This is a genomic window from Kitasatospora sp. NPDC017646 (assembly GCF_044329365.1).
GTDB lineage: Bacteria > Actinomycetota > Actinomycetes > Streptomycetales > Streptomycetaceae > Kitasatospora.
The window spans coordinates 146,612-172,730 of sequence record NZ_JBIRJC010000004.1 but is presented as its reverse complement, the minus strand read 5'-3'; the positions used below and the strand labels follow the sequence as shown (position 1 = coordinate 172,730).

The 26,119-nt window shown below is 71.8% G+C and carries 22 protein-coding genes, 1 tRNA gene and 2 pseudogenes; 15 read left to right on the top strand and 10 right to left on the bottom strand.

The window, feature by feature from the left end:
• Nucleotides 1-50 precede the first annotated feature (50 nt).
• The 4 genes from ACH4J0_RS09015 to ACH4J0_RS09000 all read left to right on the top strand — a co-directional run bounded on the left by ACH4J0_RS09015 (nucleotide 51) and on the right by ACH4J0_RS09000 (nucleotide 3,560).
• Nucleotides 51-1,217, top strand: a complete 1,167-nt coding sequence (locus tag ACH4J0_RS09015; RefSeq protein WP_396237786.1) for a TDT family transporter — start codon at nucleotides 51-53, stop codon at nucleotides 1,215-1,217.
• A gap of 668 nt (nucleotides 1,218-1,885) precedes the next feature.
• Nucleotides 1,886-2,875: a LuxR C-terminal-related transcriptional regulator gene (locus ACH4J0_RS09010; protein ID WP_396237784.1), complete on the top strand. Its 990-nt coding sequence runs from the start codon at nucleotides 1,886-1,888 to the stop codon at nucleotides 2,873-2,875.
• On the top strand, nucleotides 2,865-3,161 hold the full coding sequence (locus tag ACH4J0_RS09005; protein WP_396237782.1) for a helix-turn-helix domain-containing protein: 297 nt from the start codon (nucleotides 2,865-2,867) through the stop codon (nucleotides 3,159-3,161). The genes ACH4J0_RS09010 and ACH4J0_RS09005 overlap by 11 nt, the downstream gene beginning before the upstream one ends.
• A gap of 162 nt (nucleotides 3,162-3,323) precedes the next feature.
• Nucleotides 3,324-3,560: a hypothetical protein gene (locus ACH4J0_RS09000; protein WP_396237780.1), complete on the top strand. Its 237-nt coding sequence runs from the start codon at nucleotides 3,324-3,326 to the stop codon at nucleotides 3,558-3,560.
• 7 nt (nucleotides 3,561-3,567) lie between these two features.
• Here the strand turns inward: ACH4J0_RS09000 and ACH4J0_RS08995 are convergent, their stop codons facing one another.
• From ACH4J0_RS08995 to dnaK, 6 genes are all read right to left on the bottom strand, one after another.
• Nucleotides 3,568-4,185, bottom strand: a complete 618-nt coding sequence (locus tag ACH4J0_RS08995; RefSeq protein ID WP_396237778.1) for a hypothetical protein — start codon at nucleotides 4,183-4,185, stop codon at nucleotides 3,568-3,570.
• 651 nt (nucleotides 4,186-4,836) lie between these two features.
• Nucleotides 4,837-5,877 carry a hypothetical protein gene (locus ACH4J0_RS08990; RefSeq protein WP_396237776.1) on the bottom strand — a complete coding sequence of 347 codons (1,041 nt, stop codon included), beginning with the start codon at nucleotides 5,875-5,877 and terminating at the stop codon, nucleotides 4,837-4,839.
• A 219-nt stretch (nucleotides 5,878-6,096) separates the two neighbouring features.
• Nucleotides 6,097-6,642, bottom strand: coding sequence for a heat shock protein transcriptional repressor HspR (locus ACH4J0_RS08985; RefSeq protein WP_396237774.1), 546 nt, complete (start codon nucleotides 6,640-6,642; stop codon nucleotides 6,097-6,099).
• A gap of 7 nt (nucleotides 6,643-6,649) precedes the next feature.
• Nucleotides 6,650-7,807 carry a molecular chaperone DnaJ gene (dnaJ, locus tag ACH4J0_RS08980; protein WP_396237772.1) on the bottom strand — a complete coding sequence of 386 codons (1,158 nt, stop codon included), beginning with the start codon at nucleotides 7,805-7,807 and terminating at the stop codon, nucleotides 6,650-6,652.
• A gap of 223 nt (nucleotides 7,808-8,030) precedes the next feature.
• The gene (gene grpE / locus ACH4J0_RS08975; protein ID WP_396237770.1) at nucleotides 8,031-8,651 is read right to left on the bottom strand and encodes a nucleotide exchange factor GrpE; all 621 of its coding nucleotides are present in this window, start codon (nucleotides 8,649-8,651) and stop codon (nucleotides 8,031-8,033) included.
• The gene (gene dnaK / locus ACH4J0_RS08970) at nucleotides 8,648-10,489 is read right to left on the bottom strand and encodes a molecular chaperone DnaK (protein ID WP_396237767.1); all 1,842 of its coding nucleotides are present in this window, start codon (nucleotides 10,487-10,489) and stop codon (nucleotides 8,648-8,650) included. The genes grpE and dnaK overlap by 4 nt, the downstream gene beginning before the upstream one ends.
• 291 nt (nucleotides 10,490-10,780) lie before the next feature.
• Between dnaK and ACH4J0_RS08965 the strand changes: the two genes are divergently transcribed.
• The 4 genes and pseudogenes from ACH4J0_RS08965 to ACH4J0_RS08950 all read left to right on the top strand — a co-directional run bounded on the left by ACH4J0_RS08965 (nucleotide 10,781) and on the right by ACH4J0_RS08950 (nucleotide 16,657).
• Nucleotides 10,781-13,009: a (Fe-S)-binding protein gene (locus tag ACH4J0_RS08965; protein ID WP_396237765.1), complete on the top strand. Its 2,229-nt coding sequence runs from the start codon at nucleotides 10,781-10,783 to the stop codon at nucleotides 13,007-13,009.
• 292 nt (nucleotides 13,010-13,301) lie between these two features.
• Nucleotides 13,302-14,366 (top strand): annotated as a pseudogene (locus ACH4J0_RS08960) (sugar phosphate nucleotidyltransferase); the annotation flags it as partial.
• 362 nt (nucleotides 14,367-14,728) lie between these two features.
• A complete protein-coding gene (locus ACH4J0_RS08955; RefSeq protein WP_396237763.1) occupies nucleotides 14,729-15,673 on the top strand; it encodes a Yip1 family protein in 945 nt (314 codons plus the stop codon).
• A 93-nt stretch (nucleotides 15,674-15,766) separates the two neighbouring features.
• On the top strand, nucleotides 15,767-16,657 hold the full coding sequence (locus ACH4J0_RS08950; protein WP_396237761.1) for a metal-dependent hydrolase: 891 nt from the start codon (nucleotides 15,767-15,769) through the stop codon (nucleotides 16,655-16,657).
• A gap of 192 nt (nucleotides 16,658-16,849) precedes the next feature.
• Here the strand turns inward: ACH4J0_RS08950 and dcd are convergent, their stop codons facing one another.
• Together dcd and ACH4J0_RS08940 are read right to left on the bottom strand one after the other, a co-directional pair.
• Nucleotides 16,850-17,425: a dCTP deaminase gene (dcd, locus tag ACH4J0_RS08945; protein ID WP_396237759.1), complete on the bottom strand. Its 576-nt coding sequence runs from the start codon at nucleotides 17,423-17,425 to the stop codon at nucleotides 16,850-16,852.
• Nucleotides 17,426-17,496: 71 nt separating this feature from the next.
• Nucleotides 17,497-17,718, bottom strand: a complete 222-nt coding sequence (locus ACH4J0_RS08940) for a hypothetical protein (RefSeq protein ID WP_396237757.1) — start codon at nucleotides 17,716-17,718, stop codon at nucleotides 17,497-17,499.
• Nucleotides 17,719-17,996: 278 nt separating this feature from the next.
• Here ACH4J0_RS08940 and ACH4J0_RS08935 point away from each other — a divergent pair.
• A tRNA-Gly gene (locus ACH4J0_RS08935) sits at nucleotides 17,997-18,070 on the top strand.
• A gap of 76 nt (nucleotides 18,071-18,146) precedes the next feature.
• On the opposite strand, the gene ACH4J0_RS08930 is transcribed toward ACH4J0_RS08935, so the two are convergent.
• Nucleotides 18,147-18,929, bottom strand: coding sequence for an alpha/beta fold hydrolase (locus ACH4J0_RS08930; protein WP_396237755.1), 783 nt, complete (start codon nucleotides 18,927-18,929; stop codon nucleotides 18,147-18,149).
• A 326-nt stretch (nucleotides 18,930-19,255) separates the two neighbouring features.
• Here ACH4J0_RS08930 and ACH4J0_RS08925 point away from each other — a divergent pair, with 326 nt between their 5' ends.
• Complete coding sequence (locus ACH4J0_RS08925; RefSeq protein WP_396237753.1) at nucleotides 19,256-19,732, top strand: hypothetical protein; 477 nt, start codon at nucleotides 19,256-19,258, stop codon at nucleotides 19,730-19,732.
• Nucleotides 19,733-20,285: 553 nt separating this feature from the next.
• On the opposite strand, the pseudogene ACH4J0_RS08920 reads toward ACH4J0_RS08925, so the two are convergent.
• Nucleotides 20,286-20,674, bottom strand: a pseudogene (locus ACH4J0_RS08920) (LuxR C-terminal-related transcriptional regulator); the annotation flags it as partial.
• A gap of 233 nt (nucleotides 20,675-20,907) precedes the next feature.
• Between ACH4J0_RS08920 and ACH4J0_RS08915 the strand changes: the two are divergent.
• From ACH4J0_RS08915 to ACH4J0_RS08895, 5 genes are all read left to right on the top strand, one after another.
• Nucleotides 20,908-21,330, top strand: a complete 423-nt coding sequence (locus ACH4J0_RS08915; RefSeq protein ID WP_396237751.1) for a hypothetical protein — start codon at nucleotides 20,908-20,910, stop codon at nucleotides 21,328-21,330.
• Nucleotides 21,331-21,439: 109 nt separating this feature from the next.
• On the top strand, nucleotides 21,440-22,324 hold the full coding sequence (locus ACH4J0_RS08910; RefSeq protein WP_396237749.1) for an NAD(P)-dependent oxidoreductase: 885 nt from the start codon (nucleotides 21,440-21,442) through the stop codon (nucleotides 22,322-22,324).
• Between the two features lie 191 nt (nucleotides 22,325-22,515).
• On the top strand, nucleotides 22,516-23,094 hold the full coding sequence (locus tag ACH4J0_RS08905) for a flavodoxin family protein (RefSeq protein ID WP_396237747.1): 579 nt from the start codon (nucleotides 22,516-22,518) through the stop codon (nucleotides 23,092-23,094).
• 376 nt (nucleotides 23,095-23,470) lie between these two features.
• A complete protein-coding gene (locus ACH4J0_RS08900) occupies nucleotides 23,471-24,637 on the top strand; it encodes an LPXTG cell wall anchor domain-containing protein (RefSeq protein WP_396237745.1) in 1,167 nt (388 codons plus the stop codon).
• A 158-nt stretch (nucleotides 24,638-24,795) separates the two neighbouring features.
• On the top strand, nucleotides 24,796-26,022 hold the full coding sequence (locus ACH4J0_RS08895) for a hypothetical protein (RefSeq protein WP_396237743.1): 1,227 nt from the start codon (nucleotides 24,796-24,798) through the stop codon (nucleotides 26,020-26,022).
• The last annotated feature ends 97 nt before the right edge of the window (nucleotides 26,023-26,119 follow it).

The window sequence follows — 26,119 nt, the reverse complement described above, 5'->3', positions numbered from 1 at the left end:
TAGAACCCACGGCGCTACCGGTCGCCGGACCGCTCGGCGACGGTGTAACCATGTCCACCTCGGCCGATGTCCGCCCGCTCGCCCGCCCCGTCGTCCCCGGCGTCCCCGCCGCTGTCCCCGGCGCCGTCGCCGCTTCCGCGGTCGGCTCCCCGCTCCCCCGCCCGGACCTCGCCCAGCTCGGCCCCAACTGGTACGCCGCCGTGATGGGTACCGCGATCCTGGCCAACGGCGCCGCCGCCCTGCCGGTCCGGCTGCCCGGGCTGGTCGGCTTCGGCGAGGTGATGTGGGCGCTCGGCGCGACCGCCCTGCTGGTGCTGGCGGCGGCCCGGCTGGTGCACCTCACCCGGCACCGCGAGGTGGCCCGCGCCCAGCTGCTGGACAACCCGGCCACCGCCGTCTTCTACGGCTGCCCGCCGATGGCACTGCTGGCGGTCGGGCTCGGCACCCTGTTGCTCGGCTCGCGGGTCATCGGCACCGGCCCGGCCGTCGCCCTGGACGCCGTGCTGTGGGGCGTCGGCACCCTGTACGCGCTGACCGTCGCGGGCGGCATCCCGTACCTGATGATCACCCGGCACCGGGTGTCCGCCCTGGAGGCCAACCCCACCTGGCTGCTGCCCGTGGTCGCCCCGCTGGTCGCCTCCGCCTGCGGCCCGGCGCTCGTCCCGCACCTGCCCGCGGGCCCGCCGCAGCAGGCCCTGCTGTACGGCTGCTGGGCGCTGTTCGGGGTCGGCCTGCTGGCCACCCTGGTGCTGCTGCCGGTGGTGTTCACCGGCCTGTTCCACAGCAAGGTGCCCTCTCTGGCGCTCACCCCCGCGCTGTTCCTGGTGCTCGGCCCGCTCGGCCAGTCCGTCACCGCGATCCACCAGCTCGCCGACGCGGCCCGGCCGGTGCTGCCCGCGCTGGCGCCCGTCATGCTGCCACTGGCCGAGCTGTACGGCGTCGCGGTGATCGGCGTCGCGATGCTCTGGCTGGCCGTCGCGCTCACCGCCAACCTGCGCGCCCGGCGGGCCGGGATGCCGTTCGCGATGACCTGGTGGGCGTACACCTTCCCGGTCGGCACCTGCGTCACCGGCGCCGCGGCGCTCGCCAAGCACACCGGGTTCGGCGGCTTCACCGGGCTGGCCGTCGGCCTCTACCTGCTGCTGGGCGCGGCCTGGCTGCTGGTGGCGGGCGGTACGGCCGCAGGGTTGCTGCGCGGCCGGCTGCTGGCGCGCTGAGCCGCGGCGACCCGTCGCGCGGCGGACGCCCGTCACCCGGCGGACGCCCGCCGCCACCGGCGGCTGCACCGCCGCCCACCGGGCGTCCGCCGTCAGGAGCGCGCTGTCGCTGCAGGAACACGCAGCCGCAGGGTGACGGTGTACAGCCAACCGGCGCCCCCCGTTCCCGCCCCCCGCTGGCCTCGGCCTTCACCGGAATCCGATCCGCCGCCCGTGATCCCGCGCTCCTGCCGGGATGCGGATAACTGCAATTGCGCGAACCTGCACTCGGACGGCACTTGTCCACCGGCCGTCACGCTGTGAGGGTGGAGGCACGCCAGGTCGTCCGGGCACCGCAGCCCGATGGTGGCGACTTGCTCTTCAGAACTGACCACGGGTGCACGACCCGCATCCGTGGAACGGGGGGGAAGAGCCCCGGCAGGGGCCCATGTGTGGTGATGGGGCCCGGAACCGGAGCCGGCGAGGCGTTGCTGCTCCGCCTCGACGGAAGCGCCCAGGCACTGGCGTGCCGATGGGGACCCTCGGGATCCGGTGTGCGACGGCACCCGGTCCCGGGGGTCCACCCGTCCGACCGGTACCGTGAGACGCCCCCGGCCACCGGTACCCGCCGACCGTGCGTACGGGTTGGGGGGAACAGGGGAGGCGCGTCCGGCAGGGGAGAGTGCGACGTGACGGCGGAACCGGCGGTCACGCCGCACCAGGTGCCCGAGGACGGGGAACCCGATGAGGCCGCCCGGCAGCTGTACCTGGCGATCATCGCCGAAGGAGGGCGCATCCCGTTCGCCGGGGTCGCCGACGACGGACGCCCCGCACTCCGGCAACTCCTCGACATCGGCCTGGTCATGGTCAACCGGATGGACCGTTGCTACACCGCCGTCAGCCCGCGCTCCGTCAGCGACCGCCTCGGCGCCGAACTCCGCAGCGAGGCCACCCGGCTGCTGGTCCGCGCCGAGAACCTCCCCGGCGCCCTGGACGGCCTCACCCGCGCCTACGACGCGATGCCCCGACCGTCCGGCCGCTCCGGCGGCGCGGTCCACGTCGAGGGCCACGTCCACATCCGTCAGCGGATCTCCCAACTGGTCTCCGACTGCCGCTCCGAGGTCCTCACCGCCCAACCCGGCCCCCGCCCCGCCGACGCGCTGCAGGTAGCCCTCGCCCAGGACGTCCAGCTCCTCCAGCGCGGCTGCTCGCTGCGCACCATCTACCAGCCCGTCGCACTCGCCGAGCCCCCCGCGATCGCCTACGCCGAGGAAGTCACCCGGCACGGCTCCCAGATCCGGATCCTCGACGAACCCTTCCAACGACTGATCGTCTTCGACCGCAGCGTCGCCGTCATCTCCGCCAACGACGACAACAGCGCCGCCGCCTTCATCAGCGACCCGGCTGCCCTCGCCTTCCTGATCAGCGGCTTCGAACGCGACTGGACCCGCGCCGACACCGCCGAAGCCGCCGCCCTCGGCCAGGGCCCCGGCCGCACCAGCCCCGACCGGGTCGGCCGTCTGCTCGCCCGCGGCCTCACCCAGCGCGCCGTCGCCACCCGCCTGGGCATCAGCGAACGCACCGTCGCCGGCCACATCTCCCGCCTGCGCGACCGCTACGGCGCCCAGACCCTCTTCCAACTCGGCTGGCTGATGAGAGGCGCCCGCGATGACCGATGAGCCCGGAGCCGCCGAACGCGCCCTCTACCTCGCCGCCGTGCGCGGTGGCGGGCGCCTGCGCCCCGAGGACCTCGCCCCCGCCGACCGCCACCTCGTCGCCCCCCACCCCACCACCGTCCGCATCGGACGCCTGCTCGCCCGCGGCCTCACCCAGCGCGCCGTCGCCACCCGCCTGGGCATCAGCGAACGCACCGTCGCCGGCCACATCTCCCGCCTGCGCGACCGCTACGGCGCCCGGACCCTCTTCCACCTCGGCTGGCACCTCCGCGGAGAACACCATGGCTGACCCCTCCGCCGTGCTCGCGGAGGCCCTCCCGGATCCAGCGGTCGATCGCGGCGCGGCTGGGCGTGGGCGAGCGCACGGTGGCCGGCCACGTCGCCCGCCTGTGGGAACCGTGCGACGCCGAGACCCTGTTCCAGCTCGGCCGGCAGATGCGGGGGTCGCGCGATGCCTGAGCCAGAGCTGCCAGATCCCGCCGCCCGCGAGCTCTACCGCGCGATCCTGCGGGAGGTCGTCTGCTCGCCCAGGGGGCTCACGCGGCGGGCGATCGCCAGCGGCATGGGGCTGGGCGAACGGACCGTGGCCGGTCACATCGCCCGCCTGCGTGAGATGTACGACGCCGAGACCCTGGTCCAGCTCGGCTGGCAGATGCGGGGAGCCCGGACGGGGGAGTCCGGTGGGTGAGCTCCGCTCAGCCGGTGGCGGCGCCGGTCGGCCAGTAGCCGGGGACGGCGGCCTGCTGTCGGGGGACGTTGAAGCGGTCGCCGGGGGCGGTCCAGAAGCCCTCGCGGAGGGAGAGCGCCATGCCGGCCCAGTCCAGGGCGGTCTCGACGGTGTGGTGGAGGGCCTCCTGCGACCAGGTGTCGTCGAAGACCAGCGGCAGGACGGGGGCGACCTGCTCGATGGTGGCGATCAGCGGGTTGTGGGTGATGGCCTCGTCGACGAGCAGGACGATCGGCTTCCGCAGGGCCGACGCCCAGCCGAGTTCGAGGCTCACGCCGGCCGAGAGCGGGGCTCCGACGTAGGCGAACACCAGGTCCGCGGACTGCAGTGCCCGGAAGTCGGACGGCACCCGGGGCTCGGGGGCCCGGCCGGCGACGGTCCAGGCGTCGCTGTGGTGCGCGCTGTACACGGCGGCACCGCTGCGGAGGAGGGTGGTGCGGAGCGTCGTCAGCCGCGTCCGGCTGGCGAGCGTCACCACACTGTCCGCGGGGCCGGTCAGCCGCATCAGCGGCGCGGCCAGGAACACACGTGCACGCCGACCCTCAGGGGCCTGGCTGTCGTGCTGACGCAGGTAGGGCTCGGTCATGTCGACTCCGGGGGAAGGCCGACCGGGTGGAGGAGGCGGTGCCGGTAGGCGCGTTTGGTTGCTGCTTCAAGGAATCTGATGGTTAAGCAGGACGAAATTTGACGGTACAGCGGCAACTCTTCGGACTGCTTGGGACCATCGGGAGCGAACTGATCGTCTATCAGTGGCGTTGGCTTCGTCCAGCGCTACGCCCTGGCATCTGGATGCCTGGCAGAGAGATGACGCCCGCCCTGCTGGTCGGCGGGTGACAATGGAGCAAGACATGCGGCATCATGTGGACGCTAGTGCTATTAGTCCAACTTGCGGACTTGAGAGAGGGTGGGTCCATGTCCCCTATATGCCGACTTGTCCGTAAGGTCGTGCTGTCCACGGCAGTAGCCGCTTCCCTCTTGGCCGCTTGCGTCTCTATCGCGGGTTATGGGGCTTCGGGGCCGGCGCATGACCGTGCGACCGTTGCTGTTGTCGGGGCTGAGACGGTGGCTGACGACTTTCACTGGTAGGGCTCACCCATAACCATTGCTCCACCGGCAGGCGGGGGAAGCCGCGGGATCTCCCGCGCATGGCGAGCGGTTCAATGGCGCGGTGCGCGTGGTCGGCGGCGTCCCGACTGCGCGCCGCTGTCACCGACGGTTGTGGGTGGCCCGCGTTCGGCTACGGCGGCCCGTCGGCCGCCGAGGGGGCCGGCGTTGCGGTGCCAGTGGTCCCGCGGTCTGCCCCCGAGGCGTGCCCCAGGACGTATCCGAGCTGGAAGAGCGAGTCGACGTTGTACTCCTCGCGCATTTCCGCGATGTGCCTGGCAAGGGTGCGCTCGCTGATGCCGAGTCTCCGTGCGATGACTCGGTGATTCGTTCCGGACAGCAGCAGGTCGATGATGGTGTGTCGGAGCTGTGAAACCACCTGCTGGGGCACGGTGCGGTCGCCCTCGAAATCCAGGGCTCTGCTCCAGTTCCGTTCGAAAATCTCCTGGGCGAGATAGTTGATCACCGCCGCATCATGGATGAAAGCGGCCAGATTGTCTCCGGCGACGGGAATCACGGCGAGTCGTCGATCAAAGATCAACAGGCGCGTGTACGGCTCGTCCAGGGTACGAAACTGCCACCCTTCTTTGGCAAGTGTGGCGACGTAGTCCCTAGTGGGCTGGTGGTAGCGGGTGCTCGCGTTGTAGATCGACCGCATCGATGCGCCGGTGCGAATGATGTCGAGGTCCCGTTTCAGGAATGAAGTCAACATTTCCGAGGGTCGCGGCCCCCCGGGCTGCATGGCGAGACCCTCCGACATTCCGCTGGCCATGGCCTGTTGCAGCCGCTGATTAATCAGTGCCCGGCCCTGGACGTACTCGATGGGGCCACCACTCTGATCCGGAGTGTGAAATGCCTCCGCCAGATCGGTCAATTCACCTGGAATTGAAACCGCTCGGGCCAGGAGGTCGAGGGCTTGCCGCTGCCAGGTCGAGCTCAGACTGGCGGCGAGTTTTTCAGGGTCGACGGCGAACAATGACCCGGGCTCGTCGTTGTCGGATATCAGGAGCCCGATTCCCAGCAACTCCTGGAGCGCCTCGTTCTCCTCCTGGGTGCAGGCGGCCCTGACGAGCCGACCGTCCCCAGCCAGTGCCTTGAGGTACAGCTTGCGTGCGCCGGGAGACAGGATCGGCGATCGACCGTGGTGGTTCACCAGGTGTTCTCGATCACTCACTTCTGGCTCCTTGTCGTCGACCGGACAAGTAGTCAACGCGACTGAAGTCCGCGGCCTCAGGGATCTTAATCGGAGACCGCGATCCGACGCGTAGCTCAAATACAGGAGGTCAAGACGCCCGGTAGCCGACCCGAAGCCGCCACTCTCTCACCAACACCCAGCCGCCGGCACCCCCCGAACAGGAGGGAGCCGGCGGCTGGGGGTGAGCAGGGCCCCGGGTCAGCGCTTGGGTCGCCAGACGACGAGGGCGCTGGACTGCGGGGTGGGGGGCTGGTACGGGACCAGGTCGCGGCGGTAGGAGGCGTGGACGGCGGCCTCGCGCTGCTGGAGGGCGGTGGCGGCGCCTTCGAGGGAGTCGACCAGTTCGGTGATGCGGGCCTGGAGGGCGGTGACCTGGTTCTCCAGCTCGATGATCCGCTTGATTCCGGCCAGGTTGATGCCCTCGTCCTGGGAGAGCCGCTGGACCTCGCGCAGCTGCTGGATGTCGCGGGCGGAGTAGCGCCGGCCGCGGCCGGCGGTGCGGTCGGGGCTGACCAGGCCGAGGCGGTCGTACTGGCGCAGGGTCTGCGGGTGGAGGCCGGAGAGTTCGGCGGCGACGGAGATGACGTACACCGGGGTGTCCTCGGTGAGCACGTACTGCGGCGGGGCCGCGGCGGTGCGCCGGGTGCGACGGGGGCCGTTGCCGGGCAGGCCCTCGCCGAGGCCGGGGCCGATCGGGCCGCCGGCGTCCATCGGGTTCGTCGGGTTCATCGGGTTCGGGGACATCTGGTCGTCACGCTCCCTTCGCCGCCCGGAAGAGGGCGGCTCGCGGGTCGTCGGAGGCGGTGGCCTCGCGGTACTGCTCCAGGGCGTTCAGCGCGTCGCCGGTGACGTGCTGGGGCACCACGACCTCGACGGTGACGAGGAGGTCGCCGCGGGTGCCGTCCTTGCGGGTTGCGCCCTTGCCGCGGGCGCGCATGGTGAGGCCGTTGGCGCTGCCCGGGGGCAGCTTGAGCTTCACGGCGGGGCCGTTGAGCGTGGGCACCTCGATGGTGGCGCCGAGGGTCGCCTCGGGGAAGGTGACCGGGACGGTGACGGTGAGGTTGTCGCCCTTGCGTCCGAAGACCGGGTGCGGGTCGACGTGCACCGTGACGTAGAGGTCGCCGGGCTGGCCGCCGCGTTCGCCCTGGGCGCCCTTGCCCTTGAGCCGGATCCGCTGGTCGGCCTGGACCCCGGCGGGGATGCGGACCTGCATGGTGCGGGCGGAGCTGGCCCGGCCGCTGCCGTGGCAGTCGGGGCACGGGTCGTCGACGATCATGCCCCGGCCGCGGCAGTCCTTGCAGGGCTCGGAGAGCGCGAAGGCGCCCTGGCCGCGGCTGACGGTGCCGGCGCCGACACAGGTGGGGCAGACCCGCGGCGTGGTGCCGGACTTGGCGCCGGTGCCGTTGCAGAGGCGGCAGGGGGCCTGGCTGGTCATCCGAAGGGGGACGGTGGCGCCGTCCACCGCCTCCTCGAAGGAGAGCGTCACCTCGGTCTCGACGTCGGCGCCGCGCCGGGGCTGGGCCTGCCGGGTGCCGCCGCGGTTGAAGAGGCCGCCGAAGACGTCGCCGAGTCCGCCGCCGCCGGTGCCGCCGCCCTGGCTGCCGCTGAAGAGGTCGCCGAAGTCGAAGCTGTAGCTGCCGGTGCCGGGGCCGCCGGTGCGGAAGCCGCCGTTGGCGAAGAGGCTGCGGGCCTCGTCGTACTCCTTGCGGCGCTTCTCGTCGGAGAGGACGTCGTACGCCTCGGAGATGTCCTTGAAGCGCTCCTCGGCCTTGGCGTCACCCTTGTTCGCGTCGGGGTGGAACTCGCGCGCCAGTTTCCGGTAGGTCTTCTTGATCTCGGTGGCGGTGGCGTCCTTGGGCACGCCGAGGACCTTGTAGTAGTCCTTCTCCACGAAGTCCTTGCCACTCATGCGCCCACCTCGCTGCGCTCGGCAGCCGCTGAGCGGGACACGCACCTCTTCATGGTTCGCTCGCTGCGCTCGCTCACGGCTTCCGCCACCTCCCGATGTCCATCGTCACTGCGCTGTCAACAGCCGCCGAAGGAGGAGCCGTTGACAGCGCGCTGCGGAGTCGGCCGCCGTACTGGCAGGCACGCGACTCCGCAGCGCACTGGTTGTCAGCTGTCACAGGTTGTCAGCTGTCCGAGCCACCGTCGGACTCGTCCGCGTCGGCGGACTTGGGCTCGGCGTCCGGGCCGGCCGTCGTCTGGGTGCCCGGCTGGGGCTCGGCCACGGCGACCATCGCCGGGCGGATGATCCGCTCGCCGATGCGGTAGCCGGGCTGGAGGATCTGCACGCAGGTGTCCTCGGTGACGTCCGAGGAGTAGCTGTGCATCAGCGCCTCGTGCTGCGTCGGGTCGAAGGGCTCGCCCTCCTTGCCGAACTGCTGCAGGCCCAGCTTGGCGACGACCGTCTCCAGGGACTCGGCGACGGACTTGAAGCCGCCCGTCACCTCGCCGTGCTCGCGGGCGCGGCCGATGTCGTCCAGGACGGGGATCAGGGACTCCAGGATGTTGGAGACCGCGATCTCGCGGACGGTCAGCCGGTCGCGCTCGACCCGCTTGCGGTAGTTCTGGTACTCGGCCTGCAGACGCTGCAGGTCCGCGGTGCGCTCGGCCAGCTCGCGCTTGGCCGTGGCGAGGTCCTCGGAGCCCTCGCCGGCACCGCCGGCGGCGGCTTCCTCGGCAGCCTTGATCACGGCCTCCTCGGCGGCGGAGTCGTCGCCGGGCTTGCCGCCCTGCGGCTTGTCCGTCATGCCGACGCACCACCCTTGGGCTTCTCGTCGTCCACGATCTCGGCGTCGACGACGTCGTCGTCCTTCGCCTGGGTGGACTCGCCGGCCGCGGCGGCACCGGCGGCGTCGGCGTTGGCGTACAGCGCCTGGCCGAGCTTCTGGGCGGTGGTGGAGACCTTCTCCGAGGCCTCGCGGATCTTCGCGATGTCCTCGCCCTTCAGGGCCTCCTTGAGCTCGCCGATGGCGGTCTCGACCTCGGTCTTGACGTCGGCGGGGAGCTTGTCGGCGTTGTCGGCGATGAACTTCTCGGTCGAGTAGACGAGCTGCTCGGCGGAGTTACGGGTCTCCACGGCCTCGCGGCGCTTGTGGTCGTCCTCGGCGTACTGCTCGGCCTCGCGGCGCATGCGGTCGACCTCGTCCTTCGGCAGCGAGGAGCCGCCGGTGACGGTCATCTTCTGCTCCTTGCCGGTGCCGAGGTCCTTGGCGGCGACGTGCATGATGCCGTTGGCGTCGATGTCGAAGGTGACCTCGATCTGCGGCAGGCCGCGCGGCGCCGGCGGGAGGCCGGTCAGCTCGAACATCCCGAGCTTCTTGTTGTACGCGGCGATCTCGCGCTCGCCCTGGTAGACCTGGATCTGTACGGACGGCTGGTTGTCCTCGGCCGTCGTGAAGATCTCGGAGCGCTTGGTCGGGATCGTGGTGTTGCGCTCGATGAGCTTGGTCATGATGCCGCCCTTGGTCTCGATGCCGAGGGACAGCGGGGTGACGTCGAGCAGCAGGACGTCCTTGACCTCGCCCTTGAGGACACCGGCCTGGAGCGAGGCGCCGATGGCGACGACCTCGTCCGGGTTGACGCCCTTGTTGGCGTCCTTGCCACCGGTGAGCTCGCGGACCAGCTCGGCGACGGCCGGCATGCGGGTCGAGCCGCCGACCAGGACGACGTGGTCGATCTCGGCGAGCGAGATGCCGGCGTCCTTGATGACGTTGTTGAACGGGACCTTGCAGCGCTCGAGCAGGTCCGCGGTCAGCTGCTGGAACTGGGCGCGGGTGAGCTTCTCGTCCAGGTGCAGCGGGCCCTCGGCGGAGGCCGTGATGTACGGCAGGTTGATCGAGGTCTCGGAGGACGAGGACAGCTCGATCTTGGCCTTCTCGGCTGCCTCGCGCAGACGCTGCAGGGCCATCTTGTCCTTGGACAGGTCGACGCCGTGGCCGGCCTGGAAGACCTTGACCAGGTGGTCGACGACGCGCTGGTCCCAGTCGTCACCACCGAGGTGGTTGTCACCGTTGGTGGCCTTCACCTCGACGACCCCGTCGCCGATCTCCAGCAGGGAGACGTCGAAGGTGCCGCCGCCGAGGTCGAAGACCAGGATGGTCTGGTCGTCCTTGTCCAGGCCGTACGCGAGGGCGGCCGCGGTCGGCTCGTTGACGATGCGCAGGACGTTCAGGCCCGCGATCTCGCCGGCCTCCTTGGTGGCCTGGCGCTCCGAGTCGTTGAAGTACGCCGGGACGGTGATGACGGCGTCGGTGACGGTCTCGCCCAGGTACGCCTCGGCGTCGCGCTTCAGCTTCTGCAGCACGAAGGCCGAGATCTGCTGCGGCGTGAAGTCCTTGCCGTCGATGTTGATCTTCCACCCGGTGCCCATGTGGCGCTTGACCGAGCGGATGGTGCGGTCGACGTTGGTGACCGCCTGGCGCTTGGCCACCTCGCCGACGAGGACCTCGCCGTTCTTGGCGAAGGCGACGACGGACGGCGTGGTCCGCGCGCCCTCGGCGTTCGTGATGACGGTGGGCTCGCCACCCTCCAGAACGCTGACGACCGAGTTCGTCGTACCGAGGTCGATGCCGACCGCGCGTGCCATCGTAGATACCTCCACGGAAGAGTTGAGCTTTACGGACTCAAGCATGCACGAGGGGTACGGGCGAGTCAACAGCCATGAGTCGCTTCGGCTCAAGTTTCCTGCGATCGAGTGGCTCCCTTCCTTTTTGACCCGAATGAGCGAGTATGGCGGCACGTGACTGCCGCCATACCTTGAGCCGCTTCTGAATAGGTGCTAGTGGGCGATAGTGTCCGGCCGGTGGGTGGATAAGTTACCCACGAGTACACTTGACCGACCTCTATCCCCACCGCCGCTGGAGTACGGAGAAGCCGGATGCAGCTAGCAGCGATCCTCATCTCACTGGGCACGACCGTGGTCGGCGTGGCGCTGTTCGCTCGTGCCATCGCACAGATCTACCGGTTCATCCGGCTCGGCCAGCCCGTCCCGAAGGGCGCGCGGATCAACGACCCGGTGGCCCGCACGGTGACCCTGGTCCGGGAGTTCCTCGGCCACACCCGGATGAACAAGTGGGGCGTCGTCGGCATCGCCCACTGGTGCGTCGCCGTCGGCTTCTACGCGCTGATCCTCACCCTGGTCGGCGCGTTCGGTCAGCTCTTCGACCCGGACTTCGAGGTCCCGGTCGTCGGTGACTGGACGCCCTACCTGGTGTTCCAGGAACTGCTCGGCCTGGTGACCTTCCTCGGCATCGCGGTGCTGATCGTGATCCGGCAGCTGAGCCTGCCGAACAAGGCGGGCCGCAAGTCCCGCTTCGCGGGCTCCAACATGGGCTTCGCGTACTTCATCGAAGCCGTCATCTTCATCATCGGCGCGGCCATCCTGACGCTGCGCGGCCTGGAGGGCGCGCAGCTGGGCGCCGACCACTACTCGGCCGCGTACGTGGTCTCGTACCCGCTGGTGAAGCTGTTCTCCGGGCTGAGCGTCGCCACCCTGCACAACCTGCTCTGGCTGGTCGCGACGATCAAGATCTCGGTCTCCTTCATCTGGATGATCACGGTCTCGCTGAACATCGACATGGGTGTGGCCTGGCACCGCTTCCTGGGCTTCCCGAACATCTGGTTCAAGCGCAACGCCGACGGCGCCGTGGCGCTCGGCGCGCTGCAGCCGATGACCTCCGGCGGTGCGCCGATCGACTTCGAGGACCCGGCCGACGACGCCGTCTTCGGCGTCTCCCAGGTCGAGCACTTCTCCTGGAAGGGCATTCTCGACTTCTCCACCTGCACCGAGTGCGGCCGCTGCCAGTCGCAGTGCCCGGCCTGGAACACCGGCAAGCCGCTCTCGCCCAAGCTGCTGATCATGAGCCTGCGGGACCACGCCTACGGCAAGGCGCCGTACCTGCTGGCCGGCGGCGGCAAGGACATGGAGGGCACCGAGAAGGCCACCGCCGAGCAGCTCAAGGACGTCCCGGCGGCCGCACTGGCCGAGGCCGAGCGCCCGCTGATCGGCACCGCCGAGGAGAACGGCGTCATCGACCCGGACGTGCTGTGGTCCTGCACCACCTGCGGCGCCTGCGTCGAGCAGTGCCCGGTGGACATCGAGCACGTCGACCACATCGTCGACATGCGCCGCTACCAGGTGATGATCGAGAGCAACTTCCCGACCGAGGCCGGGACGATGCTCAAGAACCTGGAGAACAAGGGCAACCCGTGGGGCATGGCCACCAAGGCCCGCCTGGACTGGGTCAAGGAGCTCAAGAAGGAGACCGGCATCGAGGTGCCGGTGATCGGCGAGGACATCGACCCCGCCGAGGTCGAGTACCTCTACTGGGTCGGCTGCGCCGGTGCCCTGGAGGACCGCGCCAAGAAGACCACCAAGGCCTTCGCCGAGCTGCTGCACACCGCGGGCGTGAAGTTCGCCATCCTCGGCAAGGAGGAGACCTGCACCGGTGACTCCCCGCGCCGCCTGGGCAACGAGTTCCTCTTCCAGATGCTCGGCGCGCAGAACGTCGAGACGCTGAACGCCGCGCTGGAGGACGCCCCGACCAAGCGGATCGTGGCCACCTGCCCGCACTGCTTCAACACCATCGCCAACGAGTACCCGCAGCTCGGCGGTCACTTCGAGGTGATCCACCACACCCAGCTGCTGCAGCACCTGATCGACGAGGGCAAGCTCGTCCCGGTCAACCCGGTCGAGGGCCTGATCACCTACCACGACCCCTGCTACCTGGGCCGCCACAACAAGGTGTACAGCCCGCCGCGCGAGATCATGGACAAGGTCCCCGGTCTGCGCCAGCAGGAGATGCACCGCCACAAGGAGCGCGGCTTCTGCTGCGGCGCCGGCGGCGCCCGGATGTGGATGGAGGAGCGCATCGGCAAGCGGATCAACACCGAGCGCGTGGACGAGGCGCTGTCGCTCAACCCGGACATCGTCTCCACCGCGTGCCCGTTCTGCCTGGTGATGCTCTCCGACTCGGTCAACGGCAAGAAGAACGAGGGCGCGGCCAAGGAGCACCTGAAGGTGGTCGACGTGGCCCAGCTGCTGCTCGACTCGGTGAAGGCGACCCCGCCGACCGAGGCCGAGGAGCCGGCGACGGTGGACGCGTAACGCGATCGCTGTTCGACAGTTCTGCTACAACCGCCCGGCCCGGTGGACGCCGCCAAGGCGCCCGCCGGGCCGGGTTTTTCGGTGCCCCGGGCGACCGCCGGCGGTACGGCGGGCGGACGGCGAGTGACGTCAATCGCACGGCCGCCGGACGGGCATTCGGTCGGAAGGAAATACAGTAGGCGCCGGACCGGCGACGAGCCGGTCGACCCGTTCCGGACGGGAACGGACCACCGACGGAGGCACCGGCCCGCCGGGCCGGGCCGCAGAGACCACAAGGGGAACAGCGCAGACCATGACCGAGGCGATCATGCTCGTCGGTGGTAAGGGCACGCGACTGCGTCCGCTGACCACCCACACCCCCAAGCCGATGCTGCCGGTGGCAGGCGTCCCGTTCATCGCGCACCAGCTGGCCCGCGCGGCCGCCGCCGGGGTCACCCGGGTGGTGCTGGCCACCTCCTACCTGGCCGAGGTGTTCGAGGACCACTTCCAGGACGGCACCCCGTACGGCATCGAGCTGGTGTACCTGACCGAGCGCGAGCCGCTGGGCACCGGCGGGGCCATCCGCAACGCCGCCTCCGGGCTGACCTGCGGCCCGGACGAGCCGGTCCTGGTGTTCAACGGCGACATCCTCTCCGGCCTCGACATCGCCGCCCTGCGCGACGGCCACGTGGCCGCCGGAGCCGATGTCACCCTGCACCTCACCCGGGTCGAGGACCCGCGGGCGTTCGGCCTCGTCCCGACCGACGAGAACGGGCGGGTGCTGGAGTTCCTGGAGAAGCCGGAGACGCCGGAGCAGATCGTCACGGACCAGATCAACGCCGGCTGCTACGTCTTCACCCGGTCCGTCATCGACCGCATCCCGGCCGGGCGGGAGGTGTCCGTCGAGCGCGAGACCTTCCCCGAGCTGCTCGCCACCGGCGCCCTGCTGCGTGGTGTCGTCGACACCTCGTACTGGCTGGACCTCGGCACCCCGGCCGCGTTCGTGCGCGGCTCGGCCGACCTGGTGCTCGGCAAGGTCGACTCCCCGGCCGTGCCCGGCCAGACCGGCGACGCCCTGCTGCTGCCCGGCGCCACCGTCCACCCGGGCGCGGTGCTCAGTGGCGGCACCGTGGTCTCCACGGACGCGGTGGTCGAGGCCGGCGCGATCGTCGAGGGCAGCGTGATCCTGCCGGGCGCGGTGATCGGCCCGGACACCCTGGTCAAGGACTCGATCGTGGGCGCGTTCGCCACCGTCGGCGACCGCTCGGCGCTGGACGGCGCGGTGATCGGCGACGGCGCGATCGTGGAGTCCGACAACGAGCTGCCGACCGGCATCCGGATCGCCTGCGGCACCCTGCTGCCGGTCGGCGCCGTGCGCACCACGGCCGGCCCGGGCGGCTGCCCGGCCGGCACCACGGCGGCCGCGGCGGTGCACGGGCCTTCGGTCACCGCCCAGCGGTAGCGGCTGCCCCGCGCGGCTGCCCCGGCGCGGCTCCTTCGGTCCGCTCCTCCGGCCCGGCTCCGGGGGCGGCTTTCGGACCCGTTCGTCTCAGGCTCGCTGCAAACCGGCCCCGGCTTCGTCCGGGGCCGACGCGCATTGGGCCGGACGGGTACCTTCGGAGCGTGGCTGGTAATCGATACGACAGCGGTCAGGGCGCCGACCGTCCGCACGGCGGATGGCCGGTCCCTCCTCCGCCGCCTGCGGGGGCGCCCGGGGGGTACGGGCGGACGGACGGGCCCGTGGACGGCCCGGAGTACTTCACGGCCGCGCATCCGACGGCGGCCGGCGGGCCGGTGGGCGGTCCCGGCGGTCGGGGCGGACCGGGCGGTCCCGGCGGTCACGGCGGTCCGGGAGGCACGGTCGGCGACGGGTACGACCCGTACGCGGCCGACCGGCCCGGCAACACCCGGGCCTTCCCGCTCGTCGACCCGTACCAGCAGCAGCGTGACCCGTACCAGCAGGAGCCGTACTACGGCCAGCCGGCCGGGCCGGGCCACTACGACGGCGGCTACGGGCAGCAGCCGCCGTACGGGCAGCAGCCCCCGCCGCCGTACGGCGGCCAGGACCAGCAGCCCCCCTACGGCCAGGACAACGTCACCGTCTACCGCGCCGGCGGCCAGTCCGCCCCGCACGTGAGCGGGCCCCGGCCGCAGTGGCGCGAACTGTTCGTCGGCATCTTCCGCACCCCGACCGCGATCTTCGACCGCACCCGCGACCACCAGGTCTGGCTGCCCGCCCTCACCGTCTCGCTGCTGTACGGCGTGCTCGCGGTGCTCGGCATCGGGCTGACCCACGACGACATCGTCAACTCGACCTTCTCCGTCGCGCTGACCGGTCTGTTCGCCGCGGCCGTCGGCTTCGCCGTGGCCGGGGCGGTCTTCGGCACGGTCACCTACGCGCTGGCCCGCCAGCTCGGCGGCGACGGCCCGTGGAAGTCGACGGTCGGCCTGGCCGCGCTGATCGGCTGGCTGACCGACGCCCCCCGGCTGCTGCTCGACCTGGTGCTGCCCTCCGGCAGCGCGGTGGTGCAGGCCGTCGGCTGGGCCACCTGGATGCTCTGCGCGTACCTGCTGACCAGCATGGTCCGGCGGGTGCACGACCTGCCCTGGGGCAAGGCGGCGGGCGCCGCGGCCCTGCAGCTGGTCGCGCTGCTGGTGCTGATCAAGCTGCCGACACTGGGCTGAGGGGCGAAGGGCACAATGGTGGGCGGGTCCGGCCGGTTAGGCGCGGGGCCCGCCCACCCCCGTCCAGCCCCAGTCCCAGCCACGGAGTGCGCCATGACCCTCCCCACCACCCACGTCAGCTTCCCGACCGGGGCGGTGACCGGCGAGTCCCCGGTGCTGGCGGTGCACCCCTTGGCGGACGGCCGGTACGCGGTGGTGACCGGGGCCACCCCGTTCCACCCGCTCGACCACACCTGGCCCGACCAGCCGGCCGACCACGGCACGCTCACCGTCGACGGCAGGGAGCTGGCCGTGGTGGACTGCCTCACCGGCGCGGTCGGCCCGGACGGCGGTGCCCCGCTGGTCGGCGCCGAGATCCCGGTCAAGCGCGGCGACGAGGAGTGGTCCTGGCTGGTGCTGCACGTGCTGGACGCCGACCCCGGCGACCTCACCGGCCGCACCGCCGTCCTCGCCGTCGACGCCGGGCGCCGGGCCGCCCTGAGCGCCTCGCACAGCGGCTGCCACCTGCTCGCCCTCGCCCTCAACGCCGCGCTCGCCCCGCGCTGGCGCAAGGATCCGGGCCGCTCGGACGCCTTCGGCAACCCCGACTTCGACAGCCTCGCCATGGCCAGTTCGGTGATGGACACCCAGGCCAGCACGGACACCTACCGGCTCGGCAAGTCGCTGAAGAAGAAGGGCTTCACCGTCGACGCCACCGAGGAGCTCCCCGCCCTCGCCGACGCCCTGCCGGCCCTCACCGAGGCCGTCAACGCGCAGCTCGTCGCCTGGGTCGCGGCCGACGCCCCGGTCCGGATCGACGTTCCCGGCCCCGAGCTGACCGCCCGCCGCCAGTGGCACTGCGAGCTGCCCGAGGGCGGCGCGCAGATCTTCTGCGGCGGCACCCACCTGCACCACCTCGGCGAGCTCGCCGAGCTGCGCACCGAGCTGCGGCTGTCCGAGGACGGCGCCGAGCTGGTCGCGGTCACCAGCCCCAAGCGGGCCTGAGAAACGCTGCGGGCGGGCGGCCCCCCCGGGGGGGGGGGGCGGCCCCCCCCCCGGGGGGCCCCCCCCCCCGGGGGGGGGGCGCCCCCCCGGGGGGGGGGGGGGCGGCCCCCCCGCCGTGCGTGCACTCCGGTGTGGTGCGGTCAGGTCGTGGTGCGGTCAGAGTCGCGGCGAAAGGTCAGAGCCGTGGCGCGGTCAGACCTGGCTGCGGTGGAAGTTCAGGTACGAGCGGGACGGCGTCGGGCCGCGCTGGCCCTGGTAGCGCGAGCCGTAGCGCTCGGAGCCGTACGGGTGCTCCGACGGCGAGGAGAGCCGGAACAGGCACAGCTGCCCGATCTTCATCCCCGGGTAGAGCTTGATCGGCAGGGTCGCGACGTTCGACAGCTCCAGCGTCACGTGGCCGCTGAAGCCGGGGTCGATGAAGCCCGCCGTGGAGTGGGTGAGCAGGCCCAGCCGGCCCAGGCTCGACTTGCCCTCCAGCCGGGAGGCCACGTCCTCGGGCAGGGTGATGACCTCGTACGTCGAGGCCAGCACGAACTCGCCGGGGTGCAGGATGAACGCGTCGTCGCCGTCCGGCTCGACCAGCCGGGTCAGGTCCGGCTGCTCCTCGGAGGGGTCGATGTGCGGGTACTTGTGGTTCTCGAACACGCGGAAGAAGCGGTCGAGACGCACGTCGATGCTCGACGGCTGGATCATCGCCGGGTCGAACGGGTCGATGACGACCCGGCCCAGGTCGATTTCGGTCCGGATGTCCTTGTCAGAGAGCAGCACGCTTCGAGGTTACGTGCACGACGGGGCCCCGGACGAATCCGTCCGGGGCCCCGGTGTCCTCCCGCCGGCCGTCAGGCCAGGAACTCAGCGGCCTCCGACCGCATCGCCTGCGCCAGTTGGGCCGTGGACAGCTCCCGCACGTCGGCCAGCACCGAGCTCCGGAGCCGTCCGCACTGCGGACAGCGGATCAACCGACCGGGCCCGAGCCGGCCCGGACCGAGGTTCTGCATCGGGAACGTGGTGGTGCTGAACAGGTGCCCCTCGGCACAACGAACGACGGCGCGCTGCTCCATCGATCCCCTTCCCATCCCTAACCCAGTACTCACCCGTACTCATCGCGCCCAGGCGGCCAGGCCCAAGGGCAGCGTCACATTAGGGGATGTTCCGGACATTCCACACCATGCCTCGCCGCCCCGACCCCACACCCACCGGAGCACTCACACGCGGCCCAAACAGTACGCCCCCCGCCCTCCCCCGTCCGGCTCCGCCACGACCCCCGGCCGGCCGTGCAACCACGGCGACGGATGGGGTACAGTGACACTGGATCGAGCGGTCTCTGACGGCTCATCAGGCGGGCGTAGTTTAATGGTAGAACATGAGCTTCCCAAGCTTAGAGCGCGAGTTCGATTCTCGTCGCCCGCTCCATACCGAAAGCCGCAGGTCACATGACCTGCGGCTTTCGTGTTTTCGGGGTGCCGGTTCGGGTCAGGGGCCGGGGGGGTCAGGCGGTGGCGAAGAAGTCGCGGACGGTCTTGACGAAGGCGGCGGGCTCTTCGGCGGGGGCGATGTGGCCGGTGTCGAACTCGGTGTAGGTGCTGGTGGGGAGAGCGGCGTGGAGGCGGCGGGTGTTCTCGACCGGGACGGTGGCGTCCTGGGTGCAGCCGATCACCAGGGTGGGGGCCTGGACGCGGGGGAGGAGCGGGGCGAGGTCGAGGGTGAGGTCGAGGGTGATGTGGCGCAGGGTGCCAGGGGTCGGCTGCATGTAGGCGGTGTTGGCCTCGACGGCCGCTCGGCCGATGCGGTTCAGGAAGCCGCGGCTGAACGCGGTGAGGGTGGCGTACCGGCCGAAGGCGGTGGGGTCGTCGGCGAGGGAGAGCCAGGTGGCCATGGAGAGCCGCAGGTACTCGTCCTGTTCGGCGCTGATCCAGCCGGCCGTGGCGATCAGGCGGCGGACCTGGTCGGGGCGCAGGGCGGCGGCCGCGGTGGCGACGACGGCGCCGAGTGAGAAGCCGAGGAGGTCGACGGGGCCGCGGCCGGCATGGTCGATCACGGCGTTGACCTGCTCGGCGAGGGCTTCGAGGGTGAGCGGGGCGCCGTCGTCCTCGGCGGCCTCGCTGCCGGAGAGGTCGGGCAGCAGCACGGTGTAGCGGTCGGTGAAGGCGTCCAGCATGGCGTCCCACATGCCGGAGCCGGGGCCGGTGCCGTGGACCAGGACGAGGGTGTCGGGCCCGTCGCCGACGATGCGGTAGGGGATGCGGGCGGTGCCGACGGTGATGGTGGGCATGGCGGGGTTCCTCCGGATCGGTGTGCTGGGCCGGGGCCGGGCGGTTCTCGGCGGCCTTGACGGTGGCTCAAGTAAACTACACGGTGCAGATCACTGATTCAACTGCACCGTACAGTGCAATTTGGTCGAGTGAATGAGGGAACTGTCCGTACCCGGCTACCGTCCAAGCAGTGACGGAATGCCTGCCCGGGTTGAACGCCGGGAGGAGTACGGAGGGCCCTGTGCAGTCAGGTGGTGCCGAACTGAACCTCGGATGCCCGGACGGTTTCCGCAGTGGCGCGTCGGCCGCGCCGGACTGGTGGCCGGTGCTGGCGCCGGATGTGACGGTGGATCAGCTCGATGCCGGGGAGCGCTGCGAGACCCTGCTTCAGGACACGATGGGCGCCGTTCGGCCGGCACCGGAGTGGCAGGAGGCGGTGCCGCGGGCGGGGGTGCGGTTGTCCGCGCCGGGTCGGCGTGGGCCGGAGGTGCTCTGGTACGTCACCCGGGGCCGTGACGTGCTCACCGTCGTCTCCCCGGGCCGGCGACCGGAGTTGGCGGAGATGGTGGAGCGGCAGTGGCGGCGGCGCGGGTGGACGATCACCTCGCTGAACGCCGGGCGGGACCGGCCCGGGGTCGCGGCCACCACTCGGGACGGGTCGCAACTGGTGCTGTGCTTCGGTGAGTTCGGAGAGATCCGGCTGACCGCGAGCCTGTTCGGGGTGGCCTGCTCGGAGCGCGTGCCCGCGCTGCCGGGGGCCGGCGAACCCGACCCGGCGCCGCTGCCCCGTGTGCACTGCGCGTACTGGAGCGCGCTGGTGTGAACGGGGGGGCGGGTCACGGTGGCGCGGCAGGGGTGACGACCGGGGGAGGCGTGGGGGGGGGGCCCCCCCCCCCGCGCCCCCCCCCCCCCGCCCCCCGGGGGGGGGGGGCCCCCCCCCCCCCCCCCCCCCCCCCCCCCGCCTCGTCGCGCGGCTTCGGCGCTGCCGCTCCCCCCGACACCCCGGCAATCCCGCCGTCCCCCCTGGCATCACCCTCCGGCGAGAGCGTCCGCACAGACCCGGCGAGCCCCCTCCACCGGGGGCGTCGTTGATCTCAAGCTAACAAACCGCGTGGTTGGTTTGTCAATAGTGGGATCCACGAAAAATCCACAATCGTGGTGGTCCGGTCGGGCGGGTGTGATGGGCGTCCCACCAGGCAGTTGGGGGTTCGTCAGAGCTTCGCGAGGCCGCCGCCGCATTCCTCAGGCCCGGCGAACGGAAGGCTTGGAATCCGACATTCCATGCATCATGTCAGCACGGAGTGACACTGCGCGAGTGCCCAGCGCAGTGATGGTCCCCGGAGCCCGGTCGAGCCGGTCCTTCCGACGGCGCGCGCTCAGCGCAGCAGCCGGCGTTCCTTGGCCACCGCCACCGCCCCCGCCCGGGTGTCCACGCCCAACTTGTCGTAGACCCGGCCCAGATGGGTCTTCACCGTGGCCTCGCTGATGAACAGCGCCCGGGCGATCTCCCGGTTGCCCAGTCCCTGCACCAGCTGTTCGAGGATGTCCTGCTCGCGCTCGGTGAGCTGCGGCGCGTGCGCCCGCATCTGCGCCATCACCCGGGGGGGGGGGCGACCGGCGGCGAGAGCACCGTCCGGCCCCGTGCGGCCGCGTGGACGGCGGCGAACAGTTCCTCCGGCCGCTCGGCCTTCAGCAGGTAGCCGGTGGTGCCCGCGGCGATGGCCCGGGTGATGTCGGCGTCGGTGTCGTACGTGGCGAGCACCAGGCGCAGGCCGGCGTCGCCGCGCTGGCGAAGTGACCGAGACGGACTGCCCGTGGCGCGGTGACCCGCCCCGGCCGGTCGGCCAGCCTCCGGGGCGCCGACCGGCCGGACGTGTTCTCGCCCGCCACCCCACCACGTCCTCGTTCGGGTGAACAGGGGAGGGGGCGCCGCAGAACAGGCGGTGACCCTTGGAAAAGCCGGTGTCGTTGTCAGTGCCGCGTGGCAGGCTTCCCGGTATGACGGCGTGGACCCTCAACGACATCGAACGTGCGATCCGCTCCTCCTGGGGTGTCGACACCTGTGCGCCCGAGGACCTGGCCCACTGGCGTCCCGACAATCCCGCCCGCGGCCAGTGCGGTGTGACGGCCATGGTGGTGCACGACCTGCTCGGTGGCGAGCTGATGATGGGCGAGGTGTACGTCGACGGGGTCCGGACGGACCTCCACTGGTGGAACCGCTTCGCCACCGGCTTCGAGATCGACCTCACCCGCGAGCAGTTCGGTCCGCAGGAGCTGGTCGGCCCCGGCCGTCCGGTCGCCCGCCCGGCCCGCCCCGGCCGGCTCCAGGCCCAGTACGAACTGCTGCGCCACCGCGTGGTCACCGAGCTGGAGCGCGGGGCCGCCGCGAGCCGGCTCCGCCGTCCGGCCCGAGTCGCCTAGCGTCTGGGCACGACGGGCGCCGATCGCCCTGGAACCGCAGGGATCCTGACGTACAGTCTGCCCCGGACGAACCACCGTACGGGTGGGCGGCGGCGACGGGAGTGCGCGGATGAGCGGGGCGACGGTCGGTTTCGTTGGGCTGGGCGCGATGGGGCGGGGGATGGCCGGCAGCCTGCTGCGGGCCGGCCACGCCGTACGGGTCTGGAACCGCTCGCCCGGGCCGGTGGCCGCCCTGGTGGCCCAGGGGGCGGAGGCGGCCGGTTCGCTCGCCGAGGTGTTCGCCGCCGACACGGTGGTCTCCATGCTGGCCAACGACCAGGCGGTCGAAGGGCTGCTGCTCGATGCCGAGCTGCTGGCGGGTGCGAAGGCGACCCTGCACGTCAACATGGCCACCGTCTCGCTGACGCTGGCCGAACGCGCCGAGGAGCTGCACGCCGGGCACGGCATCGGCTACGTCGCCGCGCCCGTCCTCGGTCGGCCCCCGGTCGCCGAGGCGGGGAAGCTCAACATCCTGGCCGCGGGCGCGCCCGCACTGCTGGAGCGGGCCGAGCCGTTGTTCGCAGCGATGGGCGAGCGCACCTGGCACTTCGGTGACGCGCCCCGGCAGGCCAACACCGCCAAGATCAGCACCAACTTCCTGCTGGCCTGCGCGATCGAGTCGATGGCCGAGGCGTGCAGCCTGGCCGAGGCCCACGGCGTGCGGCCCACCGACCTGGTGGAGATGTTCACCGGCACGCTCTTCCCCGGGCCGATCTACTCCGGCTACGGCTCGATGGTGGCCGAACGCCGGTACGAGCCGGCCGGGTTCCGGCTGCCGCTCGGGCTCAAGGACGTCGGCCTGGCGCTGGAGGCCGGGGCCGCGCGCCACGTTCCGCTGCCGTTCGGCGGGATCCTGCGGGACGCCTTCCTGGACGCGCTGGCGCACGGTGACGGCGAGAAGGACTGGGCCGCCGTCGCCGAGGTCGCCCGCCGCCGGGCCGGACTGCCGGACTGAGCACGCGCCGACTGCCCCGCAGCCCTGCCGGACCGAGCACGCCCTGACTCCTGCCTGCCCTGCTTACCCGAAGCGCAGGGCAGCGTGGGACAGGCGGCGCGCGGGCCCCCGGTCAGGGCGCGGGCGTGGAATACCCGGCGCGCGGCGGGTGCTCGCACCTCTGTCCGCAACACCTGACAGGGGGAGTACCGATGACCGTTCAGTCGTCCGGCGCCGAGGCGCCGCGCCGTTTCCTGTTCCTCGACGCCAGCTCGCGGGCCGGCGGCAACAGTGGACAACTCGCCCGGCTCGCCGCCGAATCGAGCCTGCCCGAGGGTGCGGAGCAGCGCTGGCTGCGGCTCGCCGACCACCCGCTGCCGCCCTTCCAGGACCTGCGGCACACCGGTGACGGCAGCTACCCGGAGCCGGTCGGCCACGAGAAGACCCTGCTGGAGGCCACCCTGGAGGCCACCGACCTGGTGTTCGTCGCGCCGGTGTACTGGTACACGCTGCCGACCACCGCCAAGCTCTACCTCGACTACTGGTCGGCCTGGTTCCGGGTGCCCGGGGTGGACTTCCGCGCCGGGATGAACGGGGGCACGCTCTGGGGCGTCACCGTCCTGGCCGGCACGGAGGACAAGGCCGAGCCCATGATCGGCACGCTCAAGCTGACCGCCGAGTACATGGGGATGCGCTGGGGCGGCGCGCTGATCGGCAACGGCACCCGCCCGGGGGACGTCCTGCGCGACGAGCGGGCGCTGATCGTGGCCAAGTCCTTCTTCGCCGGCTGAGGCCGGCGCCGGTGCTGAGCCCGGGGCCGAGGCTGAGGCCGATCCGACGCCGCGGTCCCGGGCGGGCGTCACGCCGGCCCGGGACCGACTGACGCATTCACGCCATCGAGAGCCGTGCGGTGCTGTCCGTCCGGACGTGTACCCGTCACTCTGTGCTCATCTTTTGCCGCAGCACAAAAGCCCTGATAGTGGACGTAGTTGGGGCGATTCGGACGCCCTGGCCCCGGAAGTGGGCCACAGCGGGCCACCTGCCTTCCGGAGTGGTTGGATCGTTCGGTACTCTCCGTCGGACTTTCAGCTTCGCGGGGGGTTTCGCGGCGTCTGCGGCCGCCCCCTCGCGCCCGGGCCTCGCCCGGACACTTCCGTGAGGTCTCTCTTGTCCATACGTCGCAGTCTTGCCCTGGCCGGCGTCGCCGCGCTCACGTCCTCGCTGGTGCTCACCGGCGCGCAGGGCGCCATGGCCGTCGGCTCCCCCGGCACCCCGTCCGCCGGCACCCCGTCCGCCGCCGCCCCGTCCGCCGCCGCCCCGTCCGCCGCCGCTCAGGCCGCGCAGGCGAAGCACCAGAGCCTCGACCTCTCGGTTCGCGGCGTCCCGGACACCTTCGTCGCCGGCGGCGACGCCCGTGTCTTCTCCTACCGGATCCAGAACTCGACCAAGAACGACTTCGTCGCCTTCCCGCTGCTGAAGTTCAAGAACAAGGCCGGCACGCTCAAGGCCAAGGACCTCAAGGTCGAGTACCAGCTGCCGGCCGGCCTGCCCGGCGGCGGCACCTGGCGGACCGGCTCGATCGCGCCCGGTGGCGGTGACGGCGACGACAGCGCGGTGCTGATCCTGCTCGGTGGCGTGAGCGACGGCGGCCCCGCCGACGACGCGCTGCTCTACCTCGCCCCGGACAAGCGGATCGACATCGACGTCCGGGTCTCCTTCACCAAGGACACCCCGCTGGGCAAGGCCGGCGTCGTGCCGGTGGTCTTCTCGGCCAACGCCGACGACGAGTCCGACAACGGCCGCTTCAGCTGCGACGGGATCAAGGGCGCCGGCTTCACCATCAAGGCCGGTGGCGGTGGCAAGCCCAGCCCGACCCCCACCCCGACCAAGACCGGCAAGCCGAGCCCGACCGCCACCGCGTCGTCCTCGACCACCGCGACGGGGACCCCCACCACCACGCCGACGACGCCGGCCCCGACCACGTCGGCCCCGACCACCCCCGCGCCGACCACCCCGGCCACCGGCACCGCCTCGCCGTCCGCCTCCCCGAGCGACTCCGGCGCGACCACCACCCCGGCCCCGTCCGGCAGCAGCACCGACGCCCAGCAGCCGATCGACTTCCCGGTGGACGTGCCGAAGGTCACCCCGCCGAAGATCACCCCGGCCGTCGTCACCAAGGCCAAGTCGGCCGCCGCCGACGCGGACAAGAGCCTCGCCACCACCGGTGGCGGCGATGACACCACCGCGATCGCGGCCGCCGGCGGCGCCGTGCTGGTCGCCGGTGTCGGCACCCTCGTGGTGCTGCGCCGCCGCAAGGCCGGGCAGCAGAGCTGACCCGCGACTGACGGAACGGGGAGCTGTTCCTGAGCACCCCGACCACCCCCGTGCCGCCCGGCCGTCCTCGTTGACGGACCTCCGGGCGGCACGGGCCGTTCTCCTCCGTCACATAGGATGTCCGGCCGGAGGGGGCGGAACGGCGGGGAGAGGGACAGGTGCGGGGAGAACGCACGGCACAGACCACCACCGACTACGAATCCGCGACCGGTCGGATCGCGGGCCTGCCACTCCGTAGGCACCACGTGCTGCTGACGGCGTGGACAGTGCTCTGGTTCTTCCTGGTCGAGCCCAGCGGCGGCTTCTCCTGGCACTACCTGCGCCAGGGCGAGCAGCTGCTCTTCAGCGGGCAGCCCGACGGCGGCCTCTCGCTCTACGCCCACCACCCGGAGCTGCAGATCGGTCCGGTCAGCCTGGCCGCCGCCCGGCTCACCGCCCCGTTCTCCCCGCACGTCGGCCAGCTGGTCGCCGAGGCGGTGAGCGCCGGGCTCGGCCTGGTGATGCTGGTCCTGGTCGGCCGCACCGCCGCCCTGCACTACCTCGGCACCGGCACCAACCACCGCCGGCTCCAGCAGCGCCTGCTGATCGCCGGGCTCGCGTTCATCCCGATGTGGGTCGAGGTCTCGGTCCGCTTCGCGCACCTGGACGACGTCCTCGCGCTGTTCTTCACCACCCTCGCCGCCCATGCCCTGGCCCGCGGCAAGCCCGTCCAGGTCGCGGTCTTCCTGGCCCTGGCGGTCGACTCCAAACCCTGGGCGATCGCCTTCGCCCCGCTGGTCCTGGCCCTGCCCCGGCCCGCCTGGCTGCGCACCGCGCTCTGGTTCTGCCTCCTCGTCGCGATCGCCTGGCTGCCGTTCTACCTGGGCAACCTGGACACCATGGCGGCGGCCAAGTTCACCATCCCGAACCAGCCCGCCTCCGCGCTGCGCTGGTTCGGGGTCACCGACCCGTCCACGCCCTGGTGGGACCGGCCGACCCAGTTCGCGCTGGGCATCGGCCTCGGCTGCGTCGCCGTGTGGCGCGGCCGCTGGCCCGCCGTTGTGCTGCTCGGCGCGGACGCCCGGATCCTGCTCGACCCGAGCGTCTACACGTACTACACCGCCTCGATCCTGCTCGGCACCCTGCTCTGGGACGCGGTCGGGCAGAAGCGGCTGGTCCCGTGGTGGAGCTGGATCGCGCTGGGCGCGCTGTACGGCGGCACGCTGTTCCTCCCGTCCGACTCGGCCCGCGGCTTCGTCCGGCTCGCCTTCGTGGTGGTCTCCGCCGTGTACGTGCTGCTCTGGCCCACCCAGCAGACCCGCCGACCCCGGCCATCGGCCCGGGGCGGCGGGGACGGGCGCCGTCGGGCGGCCCGGCGGCGCGAGCGGGAGCTGGTCGACGCCTGAGCCCGGCCCGGCGGCGCGAGCGGGAGCCGGTCGGTGTCTGAGCCCGGCCCGGAGAGGCGGCTTGACCCTCACGCGACGTGAGAGCGCAGGGTGGAGT

Coding starts and splice junctions, on each gene's coding strand:
- ACH4J0_RS08905 (WP_396237747.1), top strand. CDS start 22,516: ATGACCGTTCAGTCGTCCGGCGCCGAGGCGCCGCGCCGTTTCCTGTTC.
- ACH4J0_RS09015 (WP_396237786.1), top strand. CDS start 51: ATGTCCACCTCGGCCGATGTCCGCCCGCTCGCCCGCCCCGTCGTCCCC.
- ACH4J0_RS08995 (WP_396237778.1), bottom strand. CDS start 4,185: ATGACCGAGCCCTACCTGCGTCAGCACGACAGCCAGGCCCCTGAGGGT.
- dnaJ (WP_396237772.1), bottom strand. CDS start 7,807: ATGAGTGGCAAGGACTTCGTGGAGAAGGACTACTACAAGGTCCTCGGC.
- ACH4J0_RS08965 (WP_396237765.1), top strand. CDS start 10,781: ATGCAGCTAGCAGCGATCCTCATCTCACTGGGCACGACCGTGGTCGGC.
- ACH4J0_RS09005 (WP_396237782.1), top strand. CDS start 2,865: ATGACCGATGAGCCCGGAGCCGCCGAACGCGCCCTCTACCTCGCCGCC.
- dnaK (WP_396237767.1), bottom strand. CDS start 10,489: ATGGCACGCGCGGTCGGCATCGACCTCGGTACGACGAACTCGGTCGTC.
- ACH4J0_RS08910 (WP_396237749.1), top strand. CDS start 21,440: ATGAGCGGGGCGACGGTCGGTTTCGTTGGGCTGGGCGCGATGGGGCGG.
- ACH4J0_RS08915 (WP_396237751.1), top strand. CDS start 20,908: ATGACGGCGTGGACCCTCAACGACATCGAACGTGCGATCCGCTCCTCC.
- ACH4J0_RS08985 (WP_396237774.1), bottom strand. CDS start 6,642: ATGTCCCCGAACCCGATGAACCCGACGAACCCGATGGACGCCGGCGGC.
- ACH4J0_RS08930 (WP_396237755.1), bottom strand. CDS start 18,929: ATGCCCACCATCACCGTCGGCACCGCCCGCATCCCCTACCGCATCGTC.
- grpE (WP_396237770.1), bottom strand. CDS start 8,651: ATGACGGACAAGCCGCAGGGCGGCAAGCCCGGCGACGACTCCGCCGCC.
- ACH4J0_RS08940 (WP_396237757.1), bottom strand. CDS start 17,718: ATGGAGCAGCGCGCCGTCGTTCGTTGTGCCGAGGGGCACCTGTTCAGC.
- ACH4J0_RS08950 (WP_396237761.1), top strand. CDS start 15,767: ATGACCCTCCCCACCACCCACGTCAGCTTCCCGACCGGGGCGGTGACC.
- ACH4J0_RS09000 (WP_396237780.1), top strand. CDS start 3,324: ATGCCTGAGCCAGAGCTGCCAGATCCCGCCGCCCGCGAGCTCTACCGC.